This window comes from Sphingomonas sp. DG1-23 (assembly GCF_030730875.1).
Taxonomy (GTDB): Bacteria; Pseudomonadota; Alphaproteobacteria; order Sphingomonadales; family Sphingomonadaceae; genus Sphingomonas.
In genome coordinates, this window is record NZ_JAVAMA010000009.1 from 101,074 (window position 1) to 125,599 (window position 24,526).

Sequence of the window (24,526 nt, forward strand, 5' to 3'; positions counted from 1 at the left end):
GGCGATATGGCGCGCGTGGCGAGGATCGAGCGGACCGGCGGTCCGGAAGTGATCGGCTGGGCCGATGTGGAATTGCCGCCCCCCGGCCCGGGCGAAGTGCGCATGCGCAACCATGCGGTCGGGCTCAACTTCATCGACACCTATCACCGCTCGGGGCTCTATCCGGTGCCGCTGCCGGGCGGACTGGGGCAGGAGGCGTCGGGGGTGATCGAGACCATCGGCGAGGGCGTGGTCGATTTCGCACCGGGCGACCGCGTCGCGACCTTCGGGCCGCCGATCGGCGCCTATGCGACCGAGCGCAACTTGCCTGCCGCGAGCCTGTTCAAGCTTCCCGGCAGCGTCGATCACGAGACCGCGGCGGCGGTGCTGCTCAAGGGACTGACCGTCGAGTTCATGGTCGAGCGCGCGGCGAAGGTGCAGCCGGGGTGGACGGTGCTGGTCCACGCCGCCGCGGGCGGCGTCGGACAGATTCTCGTCCAGTGGCTCAAGGCGATCGGCGCCGAGGTGATCGGCACCGTCGGCAGCGAGGCCAAGATCGCTGCGGCGCGCGCGGCGGGCGCGGACCATGTGCTGCTGTCGCGTTCCGACAATGTGGCGGCGCGGGTTCGCGAGCTCACCGGCGGCGAAGGGGTCCCGGTGGTGTTCGACGGGGTAGGGGCGGCGAGCTGGGCTGCATCGCTCGCCGCGACGAAGCGGCGCGGGCTGATCCTCAGCTATGGCAATGCCAGCGGACCGGTCGAGGGCGTCGCATTGGGCGCGCTCAACGTGCACGGCTCGCTGTTCGTCACCCGGCCCAAGCTGTTCGATTATTATGTCACGCCCGAAGAGCGCGCGGCGGGCGCGGCCCGGCTGTTCGCGATGCTGGACAGCGGGGCGGTACGCCCCGAGATCGGCCGGCGCTTCCCGCTCGAAGCCGCGGCCGAGGCGCACAGGGTGCTCGAAGCGGGAGAGACGACCGGATCGACGCTGTTGCTTCCTTAACATGGAGCAAGGGCGGAGGTTTATTAGGGCGGCCGGCTGATCGCACAATAAAGGATGAAATCCCTACATAACTCGTCTTAAGGCGGACGTTGGCGAGCGCACCGGCTTCTTAAACTTCGCGGTATATCTACGTGGCTTCGCTTGTTGCGGATATTCCCCTGTGCTAGTCCACGGCCGAGGTGTCGCCCTTGGGTTCGACAATGTCCCGCGCAGACGGGCTTGAGAACGCGCACGCTTGATGGGGCGTCGGCTGTTTATCGCGGCCGGCGGACGGGGGATGAAATTAATGCGCAAGTCCAGCAAGGCACGGCTTTTTTCGACGTGCCTGACCGGAGCTATCCTCGCCGCGGCGTCGCCCGCCTGGGGACAGACTAGCGATGCCCCCACCTGGAAGCCGCGCGCCGAGGTCGACGCGCAGGTCGGCAAGGACATCGGTCTGTCGACCTCGCTGTTCGCGCCGATCGCGCAGAACGATTCGTCGCTGGTCTATGTCGACGGGCGCATCGGCTATGACCAGCGCTTCGACCGCAACGGCTCGGCGACCGTCGGCGCACGCTTCCGCACCGGCGAGGACACCGCGATCGGCGTCAATGTCGGTGCCGATTTCTACCGCTCGGACATCGGCTCGCGCGATCAGGCGGCGATGTCGATGGGGCTCGAGGGCTTCTCCTCGGTGTTCGACGTGCGGGTCAATTACCGCCTGCCGCTCAGCAAGACGCAGACGATCGGCTTCATCGATCCCAACGCGGCCGGGACCTCGGCGCTGGTGCTCGAGAACAACCGGCTGATCGAGCGTCGCAGCGGCTTCCGGCTCGAGGCGATTCCGCTCCAGGGATTCAATGGCGAGGCCGGCGTGCGCCTGCCGGTCGGCGACAATGCCAGCATCCGCGGTTCGGTCGGCGGGTTCGACTATTGGGACAAGGATGCCGACCAGAGCTATCGCGGTTACCGCGTCGGGCTCGAAATGGACGTGGAGGACAAGAATAGCGGCGCGCGCTTCACCTTCGGCGGCACCCTCGAGGACGACAATCGCTACGGCACCGACGCGCGCGCCACCGTGCGCCTGTCGATCCCGTTCGGCGGCCGCGCCGGCGATCGCGGCGCGGTGCCGACCGGGCTCGACCGCCAGATGGGCGACCGCGTCCGCCGCGACTATCTTGCGCGCTCGGGCAGCCGCTACACCGATCTGACGACCAACCGCTTCGCCGTCGATGCGCGGACCGGCAACCAGTTCGGCGGATTCTATTATACCAGCGGCACCGGCGTGACCGGCGCCGCGGGCACGCTGGCGGCGCCGACGACGATCGCCGACGCGGTGTCGCGCGCCGGCACCAACGGCGTCGTGGTGGCGCTGGGCAATGGTGGCGACATCGCCACGCCGGGCGTCACGCTGGCGACCGACCAATATCTGGTCGGCGGCGCGAGCGCGGTCGACGTGCGGCTGGCCAATGGCAGCATCGCTTCCTACGCGCTGGGCGGCACCAACGGCGTAGTCGTCGGCACCAATGCGGCGGGCGCGGCAGTGACGCTCGGCCAGGGGTCAGTGGTCCGCGACATCATCGTGCGCGGCATCGGCACCGGCATCGCCGCCAATGGCGTCGGCGGCTTCGCGCTCAATCGCGTGACGATCGAGAATACCGGCGGCGCCGGGCTCTCGCTCACCAACACTTTGGGCAATGTCGCGCTCACCGGGCTCACCATCCGCGGCGGCGCGGGTGCGGGCGTGCTGATCAATGGCGGCAGCAGCATCGGCCTCGCCAATTCGACGATCTCGGGCGGCGCGGGCGCAGTCGACATCAACGATGGCGGCGGCAACCTCGCGGTCGCGCTGTCGAACCTCACGCTCTCCGCGACCGGCGGCAATGTCCTCGACATTGACGGATCGGGCGCGGGCACGGTCACCGTCACCGGCATGTCGGGGATCACGCTCCGCGGCGGCACCGGCGAGACCGGAGGGCTCAGCGTCCGCTCGGCGACCTTCGACGCGAATACCGTCACCGCGGGCGTGCAACTGGTCAATGCCGGGCGGATGGAAGTCGGCACGACCGCCGCGCGCGTGAACGGGCAGGGCGTGTTCCTCACCGACGTCACCGGCAGCCTGAGCTTCACCGATCTCGACATCGCCAATAGCGGGGCGACCGGCCTCCAGGTCGTCAATTCGAAGGTCAACAGCTTCACGCTGGCGACGCTCGACGGCACGGTCGACACGGTGGGCGGCACGGCGATCGATCTCGATCCGCTGGTGATCAACCTCAATTTCACGAGCGCGAGCTCGATCGGCGCGGGCGGTCCCGGGGTGATCCTCGATACCGTGCAGGGCGGCGGCACCGGCGGCAACGCGCTCACCATCGGCACCCTGACGATCTCGAACAGCGGCGGCGACGGGCTGGTCGTGCTCAATTCGACCGGACTGGTGCGAGTCAATGGCGGCACCATCGCCAATAGCGGCGGCAGTTCGATCCGGATCGGCGCGCAGGGCGTCGCGGGGAGCGGCGGCAGCGCCAATCTGATCTTTGGCGGATCGATCACCGACACCAGCGGCGCATCGCCGATCGTCGCGATCTTCAACGCCGGCGGGACGATCAGCTTCACCGGGCCGATCAGCGGCAGCGGCGGGATCCTCGTGCAGGACACGCTGGCAGGCTCGGCGATCAGCTTCGGCGCGATCACGCTCACCGGCACCGTCGGCGATGCGATCACGCTGGACGGGCTGGCCGGCTCGATCCGGTTCGAAGGGCTGGTGACGATCGCCAATCCGGGCGCGAACGGCATCGTCATCGGCGACGTGCCGGGCGGCGTCACCTTCGCCGATGTCGACATTACCGGGCTCGGCGCCTTCACCGGGCTCGACGTGCGCGATGCGCAGGGCAATGTGCTGTTCAACACGCTCGACATCACCGGCACGGGCGTCGGCACCGGCATCGACCTGACCGGATCGACCAACGCCGGCAATGTGATCATTCTCGGCGGCAGCGTGATCCAGGGCGTCGACATCGGCGTCGATCTGACCCAGGCGAGCATGACCGGCCAGTTCCGCTTCGGCGACGGCGACGCGAGCGTGATGAACAGCCGCATCACCGCGAACGTGCCGATCGTCATCGAGCTGATGAATGCCGGCCATGGCAGCTATAATTTCGCCGACGTCGTATTGCAGGGCGACACCAGCAACCTGACCGGCGCGGGCTTCACCGCCTATTACGCCCAGGTCGGCGCGACCGGCGTCGGCACGCGCAACGATCCGGGCAGCCTCGCCGGCGCCGATGCCTCGAACGCGCAATTCATCGTGTTGCTCAACGATGCCGCCGGCGGGCAGGACGTGTTCGACGCGGCGAGCGCGGGCGGATCGTTCGATCTGGCGGCCGGCCAGTCTTTGGTCAGCTTCCTCAACGGCGACTTCATCGCGGTGAGCGGCGCCGGCATGCCGGCCAATCTGATCGTCAGCGGGCTCGGGCCGAGCGGGATCACCAACGTCTATGCCGGGTCGGGCGGCGCGGTGCTCACCACCACCACCGCCGGATCGGCGACGGTCAACCTCGCCAACAACAGCGCGATCGACGGGCTGGTGATCCGCAACGCCGGCGGCGATGTCGGCGTCGAGGGCAGCGGTGTCGGCAATGTCCGGATCGTCAATTCGAACATCAGCGGCGCGAACGGGGCGATCGCGATCAGCGACGGCGGCGCCACCAGCTCGGTCCAGCTGACCAATCTCGATCTCGCCTCGACCGCCGGCACCACGCTGGCGCTGAGCGGCGCCGGCGCGGGGACGCTGACCGTCTCCGCCGCGAATGTCGACATCGCAGCGACCGGCACGAGCGCGGCGCTGTCGCTGGCGGATGTTACCTCGGGCGGGATCAGCTTCGGCAGCGTCTCCACCGGCACCTCGGCGACGCGCGCGGTTTCGGTCGAGAACGTCACCGGCGGGGCCGTCGCCTTCGGCAGCATCGCAGTGGCCGGCACCGTGGCGGGCGAGGGCGTGGCGATCGGCGCGACCAGCAGTGCGGTCACTATCGGGTCGATCAGTGTCGGCGGCAGCGACGGCAATGCGGTCCAGCTCGCCGGCAACAGCGGCGCGATCAGCATCGGCAGCGTCAACGCGACGGTCAGCGGCACCAACGGCAACGGCCTGTTCATCGCGGGCGCCGGCGACGTCGCGATCGGGAGCTTGACGACCAGCGGCGGCGATGTCGGCTTCGCGATCGATCACAGCCTTGGCGCGATTTCGATCGGCAACGCATCGATCAGCGGTGCGGATTATGGCCTCGCCGTTGATGGCGTCGAAGCGGGTAGCAGCGTCTCGATCGGCGCGCTGACCGTGAGCGGCTCGGTGTTCGACGGCATCGGGCTGGAAGGCGTGGACGGCAGCGTCAGCTTCACCGGGACGACCAGCATCGCGGGCGTCGGCCGGATCGGCATCCTGCTGGGCGGGGGCAGCAGCGGCACGATCGCGTTCGGCGATGTCGACATCACCGGCCTCGGCGCCAATACCACCGGCGTCGATGCGACCTCGGCGTCGGGCACGGTCAGCTTCAACACGCTCGACATCACCGGCAGCTCGACCACCGGCACGCGCGGCATCGACCTGACCGGCGCGACCTTCGCTGGCAATCTGACGACCGCGGAGAGCGGCACGATCACCGGCGTCGGGGTGGGCATCGACCTGACCAACGCCGCGATCACCGGCAACTTCCGCTATGGCGACGGCTCGAACACCGATGCCGACGGCGCGGCCTCGACGATCAACGCAGTGACGCCGATCGTCATCACCGGAATCAACGCCGCGACCGGCAGCTACAACTTCCTCGACGTCGCGCTCACCGGCGACACCAGCGCGCTGACCTCGTCGGCGACGCTCTATTTCGTCAAGGCCGGGGCGACCGGGGCCGGCACGATGGCCGATCCGGGCAGCCTCGCCGGGGCCGAGGCCTCGGCGGCGAGCACGATCATCCTGCTCAACGATCCCACCGGCGGGCAGGATCTGCTCGACGCCGCGGGCGCGGGCGGATCGCTCGATCTCGCGGCGGGGCGGACGTTGCTCAGCTTCCTCGGCGGCGACACGCTGATGCTTCCCGGCGGGGCGCCGGCGAACATCCTGCTGTTCGGCGTGCCGCAGGGCCAGATCGGCAATCCTTATGCCGGATCGGGCGCGCCGATCCTCACGACGAGCGTCGCCGCGGCGAACACCGTCACCCTCGGCGGCGGCAACACCATCGATGGCGTGATCATCCAGACCGGCGCGGCCGGCGGCCTGGGCGTGGGCGTGGGCGTGTTCGGCAGTGGCGTGGCCAATGTCGCGATTCGCAACAGCCGCATTTCCGGTGATGGCGGTGCGATCCGCCTGATTGGTGGTGGCGCTGCCGCCAGCGTCGCCCTGAACAATCTGCAACTCGCCTCAAGGGGCGGCACCGTGCTCGATCTCGACGCCAGTGGCGCAGGCACGCTGGCGGTGACCGCGCTGGACGACATCACCATTGCCGGTGGCAATGGCGAAGCCGGCGGCTTCGACGCGACGGACGTGCTATTCGACGCCGATCTGGCGACCGCCGGGGCGCAGACCGTCACCGGCGCACTGACCATCGGCGCGCCCGGTGCGCGGCTGGTTGGTGGCGGCCTCAATATCACTTCGGGAGAAGGCCGACTCGATCTCACCAGCTTGCGGGTCGTCAATGTCGCCGATGACGCCGTCAATATCAGCGGAAACGGCAGCTTCGTCGCAACCGTGGGTTCGGGATCAATCGACGCGCTCAACGCCAAGGCGCTGGTTGCGTATAGAGCGGCGCTCGCGCTCAATTTTGACAGCATAATCGCCACTGGCGGTAGCGGCGCAAGTATCGTCACCGATTTTGTCGCCGCCAGTGGCGCGGAGCCGGTGCTGAGCGTCGGCACGCTGAACCTGAACAGCGCTGCCAGCGGGATGTCGCTGAAAGGCAGCGGCGACTTCGTGTTTACCAACGCCTCGATCACGCATGGCAGCGATACTGCGATTCTGCTGAGTGGCGCCATCAATCTCGATTATGCAGGCGACATTACCAGCAGCGGCGGCGCGTTCGGGACGATTCATGTCGCCGACCATAGCGGCAACGTCGCCTTCCACGACGGCACCATCGATGTCACCGCAGGCACTGGCCTCCAGTTTTCCAATGCTGACGGCACCTACTCGTTCACCGGCATAACGACCCTTCACGGCGGCGAAGCCCGGATCGACATCGTGAGCGGTTCTTCTGGAAGCTTTTCCTTTGGCGCAAACACCAGCGTAACCAATAGCGCGGCAACGAATTTCTCGCTCATCAACTCGGATGCCAATGTAACATATCTCGGGAGTCTCGCTCAGAACCTGAACGAATTCACCTTATATATCGGCGGCCAGACCGGGGGCGCGCTCGATTTTTCGCAGGCGACAATCAGCGCAACGGCCGGACCGGGCCTGGTGTTTACCAATGCCGATGGCAGCAGCACCTTTGGTGACATCCAGCTCTCCGGCGGTGCGCGCCTGAATGTGGTCGCGGATTCGGCCGGGGCGATCAGCTTCGGCAATGTCGACATCACCGGCCTCGGCGCCAACCAGACCGCGGTCGACCTGACCGGCGCGCTCGGCAACGTCACCTTCCAGACGCTCGACATCACCGGCGCCTCGACCACCGGCAGCAAGGGCATCGACCTCACCGGCTCGACCACCGCCGCCAACATCATCATCAACGAGAGCAGCAGCATCACCGGGCTGGGGATCGGCGTCGATCTGACCAACGCCGCGATCACCGGCAGCTTCCGCTTCGGCGACGGATCGAGCACGGACGCCGACGGCGCCGCATCGCTGATCAACGCAGCCGTGCCGATCGAGATCGCCGGGCTCAACACCGGTGTCGGTACCTATAATTTCGCCGATGTGAACCTGGTCGGCGACACCAGCCGGCTGGTGACTTCGGCGACGACCTATTTCGTCAGGGCCGGTGCGACCGGCGCGGGGACGATGGCCGATCCGGGCAGCCTCTCGGGTGCCGAAGCCTCGGGCGCGCAGATCATCATATTGCTCAACGATCCGACCGGCGGGCAGGACGTGCTCGACGCCGTCGATGCGGGCGGCAGCTTCGATCTGTTCGACGGGCAGTCGCTGCTCGGCTTCCTCAACGGCGACACGCTGACCCTGCCGGCGGGCGGGCCGACCAACCTGATCCTGTTCGGGCTCACGCCCGGACAGATCGTCAATCCGTTCACCGGCTCGGGCGCACCGCTGCTCACCAATTCGGGGGCGGGCAACACGCTCGAGCTCCGTTCGAACACGCTGGTCGACGGCGTCCTCATCGGCGCGTCGAACGGGATCGGAATCCTCGGCCTCGATGCCGCGAACGTCACGATCCGCAACAGCATCGTCAGTGGCAGCCTGGGGGCGATCCGGCTCACCGACGGCGCCGCCAATGCCAGCGCAGCGCTCCGCAACCTCCAATTGAGCGCGGGCAGCGGCGCGGTGCTCGATCTCGACGGCAACGGCGCTGGCACGCTGACGATCACCGCGCTCGACGACATCACGATCAGCGGCGGCAATGGCGAGACCTTCGGCATCCGCGGCAGCCGCGTGACCTTCGACGCCGACCTGGTCGCCGCCGGCATCCAGACGGTCGCGGGCAGCCTGCAGGTGGGCACCGTCGCGGCGCGGATCGGCGGAAGCGGCATTTCGCTGGAGAATAGCGACGGCGCGGTCGACTTCGCGGTCGACGTAGCTAGCGACGGCGGCTCGGGTCTCTATGTGATCGGCGGCGCGGGCGGACTGCGGTTCGGCACGTCGGGCGGCACGATCGATGCGATCAACGCCGCCGGGGGCTATGGCCTGTACCTGCGCGACGTCGCGTCCTTCGTCACGCTCGACGCGGTCAGCGTCACCGGCGGCACCGGCGTGGGCATCGAGAATGTGACCGGGGTCGGCGCGGGCGGAAACGCGCTCACGGTGGAGAATCTGACGGTCGCCGACGGCGCCGCCGGCGGCATCGTCATGACCGGCAGCGCGACCGGGAGCTTCACCTTCGGGCAGAGCTCGAGCATCGGCAATGTCACGGGTTCCCCGATCGTCCTGTCGAACACCGGCGCGAGCGCCTTCACCTATAATGGCGACGTCAATTTCTCGGGCGCCGGTGCGTTGCTCAGCGTCAGCGGCGGACACAGCGGCACGGTCACCTTCGCGCTCGGCACGCTCACCGCGACCAGCGGCACCGGGCTGGTCTTCGACGATGCCGACGGCACCTATACTTTCAGCAGCACCGCCAATCTCGCGGCCGGCATCGCCATCGCCAACGGTTCGGCGGGCGGCTTCACCTTCAGCAACATGGCGATCACGAGCGCCGCGGGTTCGGCGCTCGACATCCGCAATTCGACTGCCTCGCTCTCTTATTCGGGAACGATCAATCATTCGGCGGCGGTGACGCCGGCGATCTATATCGCCGACCATTCGGGCGGGACGATCGCCTTCGGCACCGGCTCGCTCACCAGCACCGGCGGCAACGGCCTGACCTTCGTCAATGCCGACGGCACCTACACCTTCGCCAACACGATCGATATCGATTCCAATCTGCTCGGCATCGGCATCAACGGCGATTCGTCGGGAAGTTTCGACTTCGGCCCGGCCACCTCGATCATCGCCACGGGCGGCTCCGCGCTCGACGTGTGGAACTCGAGCGCGAGCGTGAATTATCGCGGCCATATCGGGGCGACGGGCGGATTCGGAGTCAACATCACCGATCATGTCGGCGGGACGATCGACTTGTCCGGCGCGACGATGGACCTCGCCGGCGGTGCGCAGCTGCGCTTCGACAATGCCGATGCCACCTATGATTTCGGCTCCTTCGCCGGGGCCGGCGGCGCCCGGATCGCGTTCCTGAACGGCGCGGCGGGCACCTTCACCTTCGGCGATGTCGATCTCGCCGGGATCGGCACCAATCAGACCGCGGTCGACCTCACCGGGGCGACCGGCAACGTCACGTTCGCGACGCTCGACATCACCGGCACCTCGACCACCGGCAGCAAGGGTATCGACCTCACCGGTTCGACCACCGCCGCCAACATCATCGTCGACGAGAGCAGCAGCATCACCGGGGTGGGGATCGGCGTCGATCTCACCAACGCCGCGATCACCGGCACCTTCCGCTATGGCGACGGCTCGAGCACCGACGCCGACGGGGCGGCTTCGGCGATCAGCGCGGTCACGCCGATCGCGATCGGCGGGCTCAATCCGGGCGTCGGCACCTATGACTTCGCCGACGTCGTGCTGACCGGCGACACCAGCAGCCTGCAGACCAACAAGACGGTCTTCTGGGTGCAGGCGGGCGCGACCGGCATTGGCACGCGCAGCGATCCGGGCGCCCTCAATGTCGCCGAAGCGTCTGGCGCGGACGTCATCATCCTGCTCGATACCCAGATCGGTGCCGGGCAGGACGTGATCGATGCGATCATCGCCGGCGGCGGGCTGGACCTCGCTGCGAACCAGAGCCTGTTGAGCTTCCTCAACGGCGACACGCTGAGCGTCGGCGGCGGCGCGCCGGCGAACCTTTTGCTGTTCGGCCTCGCCGGCGGCACCGTCACCAATCCCTATGCCGGATCGGGTGCGCCGCTGCTCACCACGACGCAGGCGGGGGCGACCACGGTCAATCTGGCCTCGGGGTCGCTGATCGACGGTGTCCAGATCGGCAATCTCAACTGGAAGGGCGTCTATGGCGGCTATCTGACCGACGTCACCGTCCGCAACAGCGTGATCTTCGGCGGTCTCAACGCGATCGAGATCCTCGGCAATGGCGGCAGCGTCGCGCTGAGCAATCTCGATCTGTCGAGCGCGACCGGCGACGTGCTGCGGCTGCGCGGCGACGGCGGGGACCTCATCGTGACCGAGCTCGCCGATCTGACGATCCGCGGCGGTACCGCCGGTCGCGGCCTGTTCGGCCAGCAACTGGTCTTCGACGCCGATCTCGCCACCGCGGGAATCCAGTCGGTCGCCGGCGGCACCATCGCCATCGGCAGCGCGGCGAGCCGCGTCGGCGGCGCGGGCCTCGTGCTCGACGGCGTCACCGGCGCCCTCAGCCTCGCCACAGCGGTGTACAACATCGATGGCGACGGCATCTTTGCCGATGGCGGGGCCGCGGGCCTCGCGCTGACGATCAGCGGCGGCACCATCGACACCGGCCCGGTCGCTGCCTCGGGCTCGGCGCTGAACCTCGCCAACCTCGCCGCCGACATCCAGTTGACCAGCGTCGCTTATGCCGGAATTGGTTCGGGCGTGACCGCGCTCGACGTGACCGGCGTCGGCGCCGGCGGACGCGCGCTCGATATCGGTACGCTCACGGTTTCCGGCGGTGCCGCCAGCGGCATCTTCCTCGGCGGGACGACCAGCGGGACGTTCAACTTCGGCAGCGGTTCGTCGATCGTCGGCACGACCGTCGCGGGCATCGAACTCAGCAACACCGGCACCGGGGCGTTCACCTATGCCGGCGGGATCACCGGCATCACCAGCGGCGCGCTGGTGTTCGTCCACAATGGCGACGTGGGCAACGCGGTGTTCAGCGGCACGCTCGGCGCGACCGGCGGCACCGGCCTGCGGTTCGACAATGCCGACGGTTCCTACACCTTCTCGGGCACCACCACGCTCAACGGCGGCGATGCGGGGATCGACATCGTCAACGGCTCGGGCGGCAGCTTCCTGTTCGAACCGGGCACCTCGATCACCAGCCCGAGCGGCGCCGGCATCGATATCCAGGCATCGACGGCTTCGCTCCATTACCGCGGCGATCTCGTCTTCGCGACCGCCGGCCAGGCGGCACTGAATATCGCGGATCACGGCGGCGGCACGATCCTGATGGCCGGCACGATCAACGTCACCAACGGCACCGGGCTGCAGTTCAGCAATGCCGACGGCACGTATGACTTCAACAGCGGCACCACGCTGAATGGCGGCGATGCGGGAATCGACATCCTCAACGGCTCGAGCGGGGGCTTCACCTTCGGCGGCGCGACGGCGATCACCAGTCCCGCCGGCATCGGGATCAACATCGCCGATTCGACTGCAGCGTTCACCTATTTCGGCTCCCTGACCTACGCCACTGCCGGTCAGGCGGCGTTGAACCTGCTCAATCACAGCGGCGGCGCGATCAGCTTCGGCGGGCTGCTCAACGTCACCAACGGCACCGGTCTGCAGTTCGACAATGCCGACGGCACCTATAATTTCACCGGAACGACCACGCTGAACGGCGGCGACGCCGGCATCGATGTCCTCAACGGCTCCGGCGGCGCTTTCGACTTCGGCGCCGGCACGTCGATCACCAGCCCGAGCGGGATCGGGATCAACGTCGCCGGCTCGACCGCGGGCCTGATCTATCGCGGCAACCTCACCCAGACGACGGCCGCGCAGGCCGCGGTGAACGTCGCCGGGCATTCGGGCGGCACGATCGCGTTCCAGACCGGCACGATCAGCGCGACCAACGGCACCGGGCTGCAGTTCGACGATGCCGACGGCACCTACACCTTCACCGGCACGACGACGCTCAACGGCGGCGACGCCGGCATCGACATCCTCAACGGCTCCGGTGGCGTCTTCGTGTTCGGGACGGGCGCGTCGATCACCAGCCCGAGCGGGATCGCAATCAACGTCGCCGATTCCACCGCCGCCCTCACTTATGACGGTAGCCTGACCTATGCGACCGCCGGCCAGGCCGCGGTGCGCTTCGTCAACCATGGGCCGAGCATCGTCATTTTCCAGAACGGCACGTTGAACATCACCAATGGTACCGGGCTGCAATTCGACAATGCAGACGGCAGCTATGGCTTTGTCGGCCCGGTCACGCTCAACGGCGGCGATGCCGGCATCGATATCGTCAACGATTCGAACGGCAGCTTCGCGTTCGGCGCCGGCACGTCGATCACCAGCCCCAGCGGCATCGGGATCAACGTCGATTCTTCGAATGCGGCGCTCACCTATTCGGGCAATCTGACCTACGCGACCGCGGGCCAGGCGGCAGTGAACATCGCCGATCATGCGAGCGGCACGGTCAATTTCCAGACCGGCACGCTGAACATCACCAACGGCACCGGCCTGCAATTCAGCAATGCCGACAGCAGCTACAATTTCACCGGCACCGCAATCCTCAACGGCGGCGATGCGGGCATCGATTTGGTCAACGGCTCGGACGGCACCTTCCTCTTCGGCGCGGGCACGTCGATCACCAGCCCCAGCGGCACCGGGATCAACGTGGATTCCTCGAATGCGGCGCTCACTTATTCGGGCAATCTGACCTATGCGACGGCCGGACAGGCCGCGGTGAACATCGCCGATCACGCGTCCGGCGCGATCACCTTCCAGCTCGGCACGCTGAACGTCGCCAACGGCACCGGCCTGCAATTCAGCAATGCCGACGGCACCTATAATTTCATGGGCACCGCCACGCTCAACGGCGGCGATGCGGGCATCGACGTGGTCAACGGTTCGGCCGGCACCTTCACCTTCGTCAACGCCACCGCGATCACCAGCCCGAGCGGCACCGGCATCAGCGTCCAGAATTCGACGGCGAGCCTGACCTATTCGGGCAGCCTGACCTTCGCGACCGCGGGGCAGGCGGCGGTGGACATCGCCGGTCACTCGGGTGGCACGATCACTTTCCAGGTCGGCACGATCAGCGCGACCAACGGAACCGGCCTCCGGTTCGACAATGCCGACGGCACCTACAATTTCAACGGCACCACGACGCTGAACGGCGGCAACGCCCATCTCGATATCCAGAACGGTTCGGACGGGACGTTCAGCTTCGGCACCGGGGCGAGCATCACCAGCCCGAGCGCCGCCGCCGCGGTCCTGATCGACGGCTCGGATGGGGACCTGACCTATCTGGGCAGCCTGACCCAGGCCGGGCCGGGCGCGCTGATCGCGCTGACCAATCACAACGGTACGCTCACTTTCGGCACCGGAACGCTGACCGCCACCAACGGAGCCGGGCTGCAATTCGCCTCCGCCGGCGGCACCTATGCCTTCGGCACCGTGACGCTGAGCGGCGGCGCGCGCATCGCGCTGGGCGGATCGGGCGATTTCACCTTCGGCAATGTCGACATCACCGGACTCCTCGCCAACCAGACCGCCGTCGATCTCACCGGCGCGCTGGGCAACGTCACCTTCAACACGCTCGACATCACCGGCACCTCGGCCACCGGGACGCGCGGTATCGACCTGACGGGCAATACCGGCACCGGCGATATCGTCGTCACCAACAGCAGCAGCATCACCGGCGTCGGCGTGGGTGTCGACCTGACCAACGCGTCGCGTCCCGGCCTCTTCCAATATGGCGACGGCGAGAGCGCGATCGACGTGGCCTCGACGATCAGCGCGACCACGCCGATCGTCATCACCGGGCTCAACGCCGGCACCGGCACCTACAATTTCGCCGACGTGAATCTGGTCGGCGACACCAGCGCGCTGGCGACCTCGGCGAGCGTCTATTACGTCCTCGCCGGCGCCACCGGCGCGGGCACGCTCAGCGATCCGGGCAGCCTCGCCGGCGCCGAGGCGGCCGCCGCGGACTTCATCATCCTGCTCAACAACCCGACCGGCGGTCAGGATGTGCTCGACGCGCTCGGCAGCAACGGCGACGACACGCTGGTGCTCGACGCCAGCCAGGCGCTGCGCAGCTTCCGCGACGGCAACGTCATCCTGCTGCCGGGCGGCGCCCCCGCCAACGTCCTCCTGACCGGGGTGATGACCGGGCAAGTGACCAATCCTTATGGTGCGCCCGGCGACACCGCGACCGACCGTGCGCCGATCTTGACCACCACCGGCGCGGCCAATACCGTCACGCTCGCCAATAACAGCCTCGTCGATGGCCTGTTCGTGCAGAGTGCGAGCGGCTTCGCGTCGATCTTCGGTTCCGGAGTTTCCGGCGTCACGCTGTCCAATTCCACGCTGTTCGGCGCCGGCGCGGGCCTCAACCTCGTCGACGGCGGCGCGGCGGCTTCGGCGACGCTGACCAACCTCACCATTTCCGTCACCAGCGCCAGCGCCGCGCTCGACCTCTCGGGTGCCGGAGCGGGTTCGCTGACGGTGACCGGTTCGGGCGTCAATGTCTCGCAGGGCGGTTCGGGCGGCCTGCTCTCGATCGACGATGTCGCGATCGGCGCCGGCGGGCTGAGCTTCGGCGCGGCATCGGCGACCGCATCGGGCGGCGGCGTGGATCTCGTCGCGATCGGCGGCGCGGGCACGCTGAGCTTCACCAATATCACGATCGCCGGCGCGACCGGCGCAGGCGTGCTGGTCTCGAACGCGAGCGCCGCGGTAAATCTCGGCAACGTCACCGTTTCCGGCGCGACCGGCGCGGGGATCGAGCTGGTGAACAGCAGCGCGATCACCCTCGGCACGGTCAATATCGGCACCAGCGCCACGGGCGTCTCGGCCACCGGCCTCACCGGCACGCTGACCGTGGGCGACACCGTGATCGACGGCGCCACCGTCGCGGGCATCCTGTTCGGTGCCGGCAACACCGCGACGATCGGCTTCGGCAATGTCGACATCACCGGAGTGCCGAACGGCGCCCGCGGCGTGGACGCGCGCCTGATCGGCGCGGGCAATGTGACCTTCAACACGCTCGACATCACCGGCGCCTCGGCGACGGGGACGCGCGGCATCGACCTGACCGGCAATACCGGCACCGGCGACTTCGTCGTCACCAACAGCAGCACGATCACCGGCGTCGGCGTCGGCGTCGACCTGACCAACGCCTCGCGCCCCGGCCTCTTCCAATATGGCGACGGCGAGAGCGCAGTGGACGTGGCCTCGACGATCAGCGCGACCACGCCGATCGTCATCACCGGGCTCAACGCCGGCACCGGCACCTACAATTTCGCCGACGTGAATCTGGTCGGCGACACCAGCGCGCTCGCCACCTCGGCGAGCGTCTATTACGTCCTCGCCGGCGCGACCGGCGCGGGCACGCTCAGCGATCCGGGCAGCCTCGCCGGCGCCGAGGCTGCCGCCGCGGACTTCATCATCCTGCTCAACAACCCGACCGGCGGTCAGGATGTGCTCGACGCGCTCGGCAGCAACGGCGACGACACGCTGGTGCTCGACGTCAATCAGGCGCTGCGCAGCTTCCGCGACGGCAATGTCATCCTGCTTCCGGGCGGTGCCCCCGCCAACGTCATCCTGACCGGCGTGACGACCGGGCAGGTAGCAAACCCCTTCGGTGCGCCGGGCGATACTGCAATTGACCGCGCGCCGATCCTGACCACTACCGGCGCGGCGCACACCGTGACGCTCTCGGATGGCAGCAGCGTGGGCGGAGTGTTCGTGCAAAGCGTCGCCAACCAGGCGGCGATTTACGGCATCGGCCGCTCGGGCGTGACGGTCAGCAACGCCACTCTGTCGGGCGCCGGCCGCGGCCTGCTGCTCGAGGGCGGCGGCACCGCCTCGGCGACATTGACCAATCTCAATGTCACGGCGCTCGGCGGCGGCGTCTGGCTCAACCCGTTCTCCACCGGCTCGCTGACGGTCACCGGCTCGGGGATCGACGTCTCCTCGTCGGGTACCGGATCGTTGCTCGTGGTCCGTTCGACCACGATCGACGCCGCGGGGCTGGGCTTCGGCTCGCTCATCGGGACCGGCACCGACACCAATGTCGTGCTCAACGGCGCGCTCGGCGGCGGGCTGGTCAGCATCGGCGCGATCAATGTCGGTGGCACCGGGGCGGGGCCGGGCGTGCTGCTCCAGAGCAACGGCGCCGAGATCGACATCGGCACCGCGACGATTTCGGGCCAGACCGGCCCCGGCGTCACCTTCGCGAGCGGCGGCCTGGTGCATTTCGACAGCCTCGACGTCACCGGCGGCACGCGCGGCATCAGCGTCGTCAACGCGCTGAACGGCATCTATTCGATCGACGCTCTCACCGTCACCGGCGCCGATTACGGCATCTTCCAGGCTCTCAGCTTCACCGGTTCGCTCACCGTCGGCACCGCGACGATCACCGATGCGGACACCGGCATGTCGTTCAGCACCATGAACGGCACCACGACCTTCACCGGCGGCGTTTCGATCGTCAATCCGGTGGTGGCCGGCATCACTCTCCAGAGCGGCACCGGGGCGATCGTCTTCGACGATGTCGACATCACCGGCCTGCAGACCAATGGCCGTGGCGTCGACGCGCGCCTGATGGGCGCCGGCAACGTCTATTTCGAGACGCTCGACATCGGCGGGGCATCGGCGACCGGCACGCGCGGCGTGGACCTGACCGGAAACAATGGCGGAGGCGCGTTCATCGTCAACGAGAGCAGCGCGATCACCGGCGTCGGCATCGGCGTCGACCTGACCAATGCCTCGCGGACCACCACCTTCCGCTATGGCGACGGCTCGAACATCGATGCCGATCTGGCCGCCTCGACGATCAACGCCACCACGCCGATCGTCATCGCGGGGCTCAACGGCGCGACCGGAAGCTATGATTTCCGCGACGTCACGCTCGTCGGCGACACCAGCCCGCTCGAGGTCAGCGCCTTCTTCGTCCGCGCCGGTGCGACCGGCGTGGGCAGCAGGTCGGATCCGGGAAGCCTCGCCGCGGCCGATGCCTCCACCGCAAGCTATATCGTCCTGCTCGACAGCCAGGCCGGCGCGGGCAGCTTCGACACGCTCACCGGCGCGCTCACCCTCGCCGACGGCCAGTCGCTGCTCAGCTTCCGCGACACCGACACCTTCAATGTCGGCGGCGGCGCGCCGCCGAACGTGTTCGTGTTCAATGTCACCACCGGCACGATCACCAACCCCAATAGCGGCTCGGGCGCCCCGCTGCTGACCTCCACGGACGGTACCGGCACCGTGCAATTGGGCGGCACCAGCGTGATCGACGGCGTCGTCGTGTCCAACACGGGCACGGGCGCAGGCATCTATGCCAATGGCGCGGCCGGCACCGCGACGATCCGCAACAGCACGATCTCAGGCGGGGGCGCGGGGATCAACCTGCTGTCGGGCGCGGCGACGCTCAACGTCAATCTGCAGAATCTGACGCTCGCCAATGCCGGTAATCAGGCCGGCGCATTGCTCAACCTCAACGGCACCGGGGGGACGCTCACCGTCACCGGCATGGCGAATCTGAGCATCGGCACCGCCGGCGGCGAGACTGCGGGCCTCGTGTTCGACACCGTGACCTTCGACAGCGATCTCGGCACCGCCGGCATCCAGGCGGTCAATGCCGGCGCGTTCACCATCGGCACCAGCGGCGCGCGCGTGCAGGGCGACGGCCTCAGCCTGACCAACGTGTCGGGCGCGCTGACCTTCACCGATATCGACATCGCCAATAACGGCGGCACCGGGCTGCTCGTCGCCAATTCCAAGGTGAACAACTTCCTGCTCACCACGCTCGACGGCTCGGTCGACACCACCAACGGCACCGCGATCAATCTCGACCCGCTGGCTGTCGACATTGCGCTGGCCAGCGTCACCGCCGCCGGCGGGGCTTACGGCATTCTGCTCGATCAGGTCGAGGGCAGCTTCACCGTCAACGGCGCGGTCAGCGTCACCGGCGCGACCACCGCGGGCATCGCGATCCAGGACAACACCGCACAGGCCACGCCGCTGGCCGCAGCCTTCAACGGCGCGGTCAGCATCAACAACACCAGCGGCGCGGGGCTCTCTCTCACCAACAATGCAGGCGCGACGATCAATTTCGCGGGCGGCGGCACCGGCGTCGACCTGATCACTACCAGCGGTGCGGGGCTGATCGCCTCGGGCGGCGGCACGATCAGCTTCGCCGGTGCGGGCAATTCGATCCAGACCACGACCGGCCAGATCGCCAATCTCGACGGCGTCACGGCGGGCGCGGGCGGAATGGCCTTCGCGTCGCTCGCCAATTCGGGTGTGGTCGCGAATACCGCGATCCTGATCAACAATCTCGACGGCGGCGCGTTCAGCGGCGGCAACGTCACGGTCGCCGGCACCAGCGGCGCGACCAGCGACGGCATCTGGGTCGGCGGCGGCTCGAGCTCGGCGATCAGCTTCGGCACCGCGACGATCGGCGGCATCGGCGACGAGGGGCTCGAGATCAGCGGCGCCGGCAACGGTGCGATCAGCTTCCTCGCCACCAATATCGACAATACGGGCGGCGACGGCATCCGCATCGTCAATTCGACCGGAACGGTGACGATCAGCGGCGGCGACATCGGCAACCTCAACGATCCGACCGGCACCGGGGTGGTGATCGACGGCGGCAGCGGCGCGATCACGATCAATGCGGGTATCCTCAAGACCACCGCGGCGCGCGCGGTCGAGGTCAGCAACCGCACCGGCGGCAGCGTCGATTTCGGCGGCGCCATCTCCTCGGGCGGCGCGGCCAGCGGCTGGTTCCTCAACAGCAACAGCGGCGGCACGATCACCTTCTCGGGGACGACCAAGACCATCAACGCCGCGGGCGCGATCGGGCTCGAACTGTTCAACAATGCCGGCGCGACGATCAACTTCACCAATGGCGGGCTGGCGATCACCAGCGGCGTCAGCGGACTCGTCGCCACCGGCGGCGGCGTGCTCAACATCAGCGGCGCGGGCAACACGATCAGCGGGACCGGAACCTCGGTGATCGAACTGAACGGCGTCACCGTCGGCGCCGGCGGCATCAACCTCGCGAGCGTGAGCTCGGCCAACATCAGCAGCGGCATCACGCTGACCAATATCGCCGGTGGCGGCGGCGCGATTGCGCTCGGCACCGTCAATCTGCAGGGCGTGCTGGCGCGCGGTGTGGACGTCAACGGCACGCTCGGCGCGGCGCTGACGATCACCGATTTCGACATTGGCCTCGCCAATGCGGGGGCGGTCGCGGTGGATCTGAACGGCGCCACGCTGTCGGCGGCAATCACCGCCGGCGATTTCGACGTGACCTCGTCCTCGGCGACCAGCACGATCGCCGTCGATCTGCGCGGTACCACCGGCGGGCAGGTGGTCCGGCTCGGCGACGCTATCGTCGGCGGTGCCAGCGCCTCGATTGCCGGCGTCGGCACCGGCGTCTGGCTCAACGCGGCGACCGACGCGACCTTCACTTATGGCGACGGCGAATCGGCCACCGACGGCACTTCGACCATCTCCGCGGGCACCGGGATCAACGCATCGGCGGCGCCGGTCGCCGGCAATTACGACTTCAGGGACGTGACCTTCGGCGCGAGCCCCGGCCTCGGCTTCGGAGTCGGCCGCACCTGGTTCGTCGATTCGAACGGCGCCGCCGGCGGCGGCAACGGATCGGGCGCCGACGGCGGCAATCCGATGACGCTCGCGGCTGCCGAACTCGCGCTCGCCGCCACCGATGTGATCGTGCTCGTCAACAATGGCAGCGCGATCAGCACCGCGGGCTCGAACGGCAACGACACGCTAGCCTTGCTCGCCGACACCCAGGTCCGTGGCTTCGGCCAAGGCCCGCTCGCGCTTACCTTGAGCGTGCCCGCGACGATCCAGCTGTCGAGCAACACGATCAACATCGCCGATCCCACCGGCAATGGCGCGGCGACGCTCACCTCGGCGGCAGGCGCCAACGTGATTACCCTCGGCGCCAGCGGCAATCGGATCTCGGGCTTCGTCCTCGATGGCGCACCCGGCGGCGCGCTGCGTGGAATCATCGACAATGGCGGCGCCACCGGAACGGTCGTCAATTTCATGACGATCCGGAATTTCGGCGCGGTGGGCGGCTATGGCTTGGAGGTCACTCCCTCGACCAACACGCTGATCGACAATGTCGCCTTCACCGGCAACACCAACGATATCCTCCTCAACGCCGCCGGCAGCACGATCAGCAACGTCACCGCAACCGGGGCGACCGGAACTGCGATCACGCTCGACAATGCCACCGGCACCACCACGCTGACCAACGTCAACATCAGCGGCGCGGCGACCGGCCTGTCGTTCACCAATGGCGCGGGCACGATCAACGCCACCAATGTCGACATCGGCGGCGCGGCGACCTCGGCGCTCGTCGTGAGCGGCGGCACTGCCAGCTTCAACTTCGACGCGGCAAGCTCGATCGTCCAGGCGGCGGGCGGGCTGACCCTGAACTTCACCGGCAATCACACCACCGGAACCTTCGCCTTTGCCGGGCTGATCAACGCGACCAGCGGCAACGGCATGCAGTTCAGCAATGCCGACGGGACCTATAATTTCACCGGCACCACGACGCTCAACGGCGGCAATGCCGGGATCGACATCTATAACGGCGCGACCGGCACGTTCGCCTTCGGCTCGGGAACGACGCTGACGCACAACGGGGCGGGCAACGCCTTCGTGCTGCTCAGCAGCGCCAACCTGACCTTCGACGGCACGGTCACCGACAATGACGGCGTCGCGGTCGAGATCGATGGGCACGATGCCGGCACCGCGACCTTCAACGGCGCGATCAGCAGCAGCATCGCCAATGCCAGCAACGTGATCTCGGTGGTCAACAGCAATGGCGGCGCGATCAACTTCAACGGCCAGATGGCGATCGCCAGCACCGGCACGGCAATCAGCCTTTCGGGCAATCAGGGCGCGACGATCACCTTCAACGCAGGCGGCACCGGGCTCGACATCACCGGCACCACCAGCACCGCGATGATCGTCACCGGCGGCGGCACGGTGAACGTCCAGGGCGCCAACAACTCGATCACCACGACCAGCGGCACGCTGCTCAGCATCACCGATACCGGCGGCACCGCGACGGCGGTCGACCTGTCCTTCGCCTCGGCGAGCAACACCAGCGGCGCCAACGGCATCTTCGTCCAGCGCACCGGTGCCGGCACGATCACCGGCACGGTCAATATCGGCGGCGGCGCGATCACCGCCACCACCCGCGGCGTCTCCCTCAACGGCGATGCGCTGAACTTCAACTATGGCGGCACGCTGACCACCAGCGGCGCGGCGTCGCGTTCGTTCGAGGCGACCAGCCGCACCGGCGGCACCGCGACGCTCTCGGGCAATATCACCGATACCAGCCTCGGCATCAGCATCGCCAACAACACCGGCGGCACGGTCAATTTCACTGGCCAGACGATCAGCCTCACCACCGGCGCGAACACTGCGGTGACGCTGAGCAACAATGGCGGGGCCACGGTCAACTTCGCTTCGGCGGGCGGCGGCAACGGGCTCGACATCGTGACGGCGGCCGGCGCGGGAATCAGCGCGACCGGCGGCGGCACGCTCAGCATCGCCGGCACCGGCAACACCATCCAGACCGCCACCGGCCAGATCCTCAACTTCACCGGGATCAGCGCCGGCGCCAGCGGCGTCACCTTCGCGTCGCTGCAGAGCACCGGCACGGTCGCGGGCATCGCGATCAACCTCAACAATTTCGACAGCGTCGGCGGCGGCGCCTTCAGCGGCGGCACCACCAGCGTCGCGGCGACCAGCGGCGGCAATGACGGCATCTTCATCGGCAATGGCTCGGCCGCCAATGTCAGCTTCGGCGCGACCACGATCGGCACCGGAACGATCAGTGGCGACGGTATCGAGGTCAACGGTTCGGGCAACGGCGCGGTGACCTTCACCAGCGTCGACATCGACAATACTACCGCGCACGGCGTCTCGGTCGTCGGTGCTGCAGGGGCCACCGGCGCAGTCTCGATCAACGGCGGCACGATCGGCGCCGGCGGCGCGGGCAGCATCACCGGCGACGGCGTCAACGTCACCGGCGGCGGCGGCAGCGTCACCGTCGCGGCATCGATCGCCAAGACCAATGCCGGCAATGTCGTCGAAGTGAGCAATCACGCCGCCGGCACGGTCATTTTCTCGAATAATATCTCGGCGACCGGCGGCGCTGCCAACGGCATCCTGCTCAACAACAATAGCGGCGGGACGATCACTTTCTCGGGCGCGACCAAGACGCTCAACACCGGCACCAACAATGCGATCCAGTTCGACAACACTGCCGGGACCGGTGCCGCGGTGTCGTTTACCGGCGGCAATCTCGACATCGACACGACCAGCGGACGCGGCGTCACCGCCACCTCGACCACGGCGGGTGCGGGCTCGCTGACGATCACCGGCACCAACAACACGATCGCCTCGGTCGGCGGCATCGCGCTCAACCTCGTCAACACCAATATCGCCGGGGGCGGGCTCAACTTCCTGTCGATCTCGGCGAATGGCGGAACCCGCGGCATCGTGCTCAACACCACCGGCGGCGCGGGCGGCCTGGCGATCACCGGCACCGGCACCACCGACGGCTCGGGCGGCACGATCCAGAACATCACCCAGCGCGGGATCGAGCTGCTCGACACCGCTTTGGTCAACATCGCCAATCTCAATCTCAACAGCGCCAGCACCACCGGCCAGGCCGCGGGGCAAGACCTCGACCTCACCGCCGCCAACGGCGCTATCTACATGAGCGGCGTCGCCACCGCGGTGTTCAACAACATCAACATTACCGGCACGATCGCCGACAACGGCATCACCGGGATCAACGTCAGCAACTTCCAGCTCAACAACAGCCTGATCACCGGTGCGGGCGACGGCGCGAACGAGAGCGGCATCGAGTTCATCAACCTCTCGGGCACCTCGTCGCTGACCAACACCGAGATCGCGCTGTCGGAGACCAACAGCCTCGACATCGTCAACACCGACGTGAACCTCAATCTGACGCTCAACAACGTCATCTTCCGCGACACCCAGAGCAGCGGCATCGGCGAGGGCGGGCTCCAGTTCCGCAGCTTCAGCAATGCCGCGGGCACGCCGACGACCAATATCGACGTCGTGGACAGCGACTTCCTGCGGATCCGCACCCAGGGCATCCAGATCATCGGCGAAGACGATTCGGTGGTCAGCGTCGACGTCACCAACAGCGTCATCGACAGCCAGACCGGGATCGGTGCAGGCATCGACATCAACGGAAACGACACCTCGACCGTGCGGTTCAACATCATCGGCAACCCGACGATCCGCTCGAGCGGCGGTGCCGCGATCAACATCACCTCGTTCATCAGCGCGAACGTGATGGGCCGGATCGCCAACAACGCCGATGTGGAGGTCTATAGCCAGAACCCGGCGGGTACCGGGGCGTCGGGCAGCGGCGTGCGCCTGCTCGCGCAGGAGAATTCGCACCTCACCGTCGCGGTCACCGGCAACGCGCTGACGCAGGGCGCCGGCAACAACAGCGCCGCAGTCGAGGTGATCGCGCGCGAGGGCAGCGCCCGGCTCGACCTGACGTTGACCGGCAACGTCATCGACTCGACCGACGTGAACACGCTCGCCGACATCAACATCCAGAGCGGCTCGTCGTCGGGCAGCAATATCGAGACCAACCAGATCTACGCCAACATCGCCAACAACAACCTCACCGCGACCGCCGCCCCCAATCTGCTGCGGCTGCGCGTTTCCGAGCTCGACAACACCCATGATCCGCGCATCTTCCTGCAAGGCTTTGTCGAGGGCGGAGCGGGGATCGAGGACGATGCGGTGGCGACGTGGAACGCCAATGGCAACACGCCGGGCGCCACGACTGCCAACATCGCGGTCAGCCTGACCGGCACCGCGACCGGGCCGAGCGCGGGAACCGCGCAGACCCCGACCAACCCGCTGCCGTAAGGGCGCGCGGCGGTCGGGGGT

The 24,526-nt window shown here is 67.7% G+C and carries 2 protein-coding genes; both read left to right on the forward strand.

Going from position 1 to position 24,526, the window contains the following annotated elements:
- The first annotated feature begins 6 nt into the window (after positions 1 to 6).
- Positions 7 to 981 carry a quinone oxidoreductase gene (locus Q9Q95_RS15155; protein WP_306097976.1) on the forward strand — a complete coding sequence of 325 codons (975 nt, stop codon included), beginning with the start codon at positions 7 to 9 and terminating at the stop codon, positions 979 to 981.
- A gap of 286 nt (positions 982 to 1,267) precedes the next feature.
- Positions 1,268 to 24,505, forward strand: coding sequence for a hypothetical protein (locus Q9Q95_RS15160; protein WP_306097977.1), 23,238 nt, complete (start codon positions 1,268 to 1,270; stop codon positions 24,503 to 24,505).
- Positions 24,506 to 24,526 lie beyond the last annotated feature (21 nt).

What these genes read in the sequence shown, in the direction of transcription:
- Q9Q95_RS15155 (WP_306097976.1), top strand. Translation starts at nt 7, where the DNA reads ATGGCGCGCGTGGCGAGGATCGAGCGGACCGGCGGTCCGGAAGTGATC.
- Q9Q95_RS15160 (WP_306097977.1), top strand. Translation starts at nt 1,268, where the DNA reads ATGCGCAAGTCCAGCAAGGCACGGCTTTTTTCGACGTGCCTGACCGGA.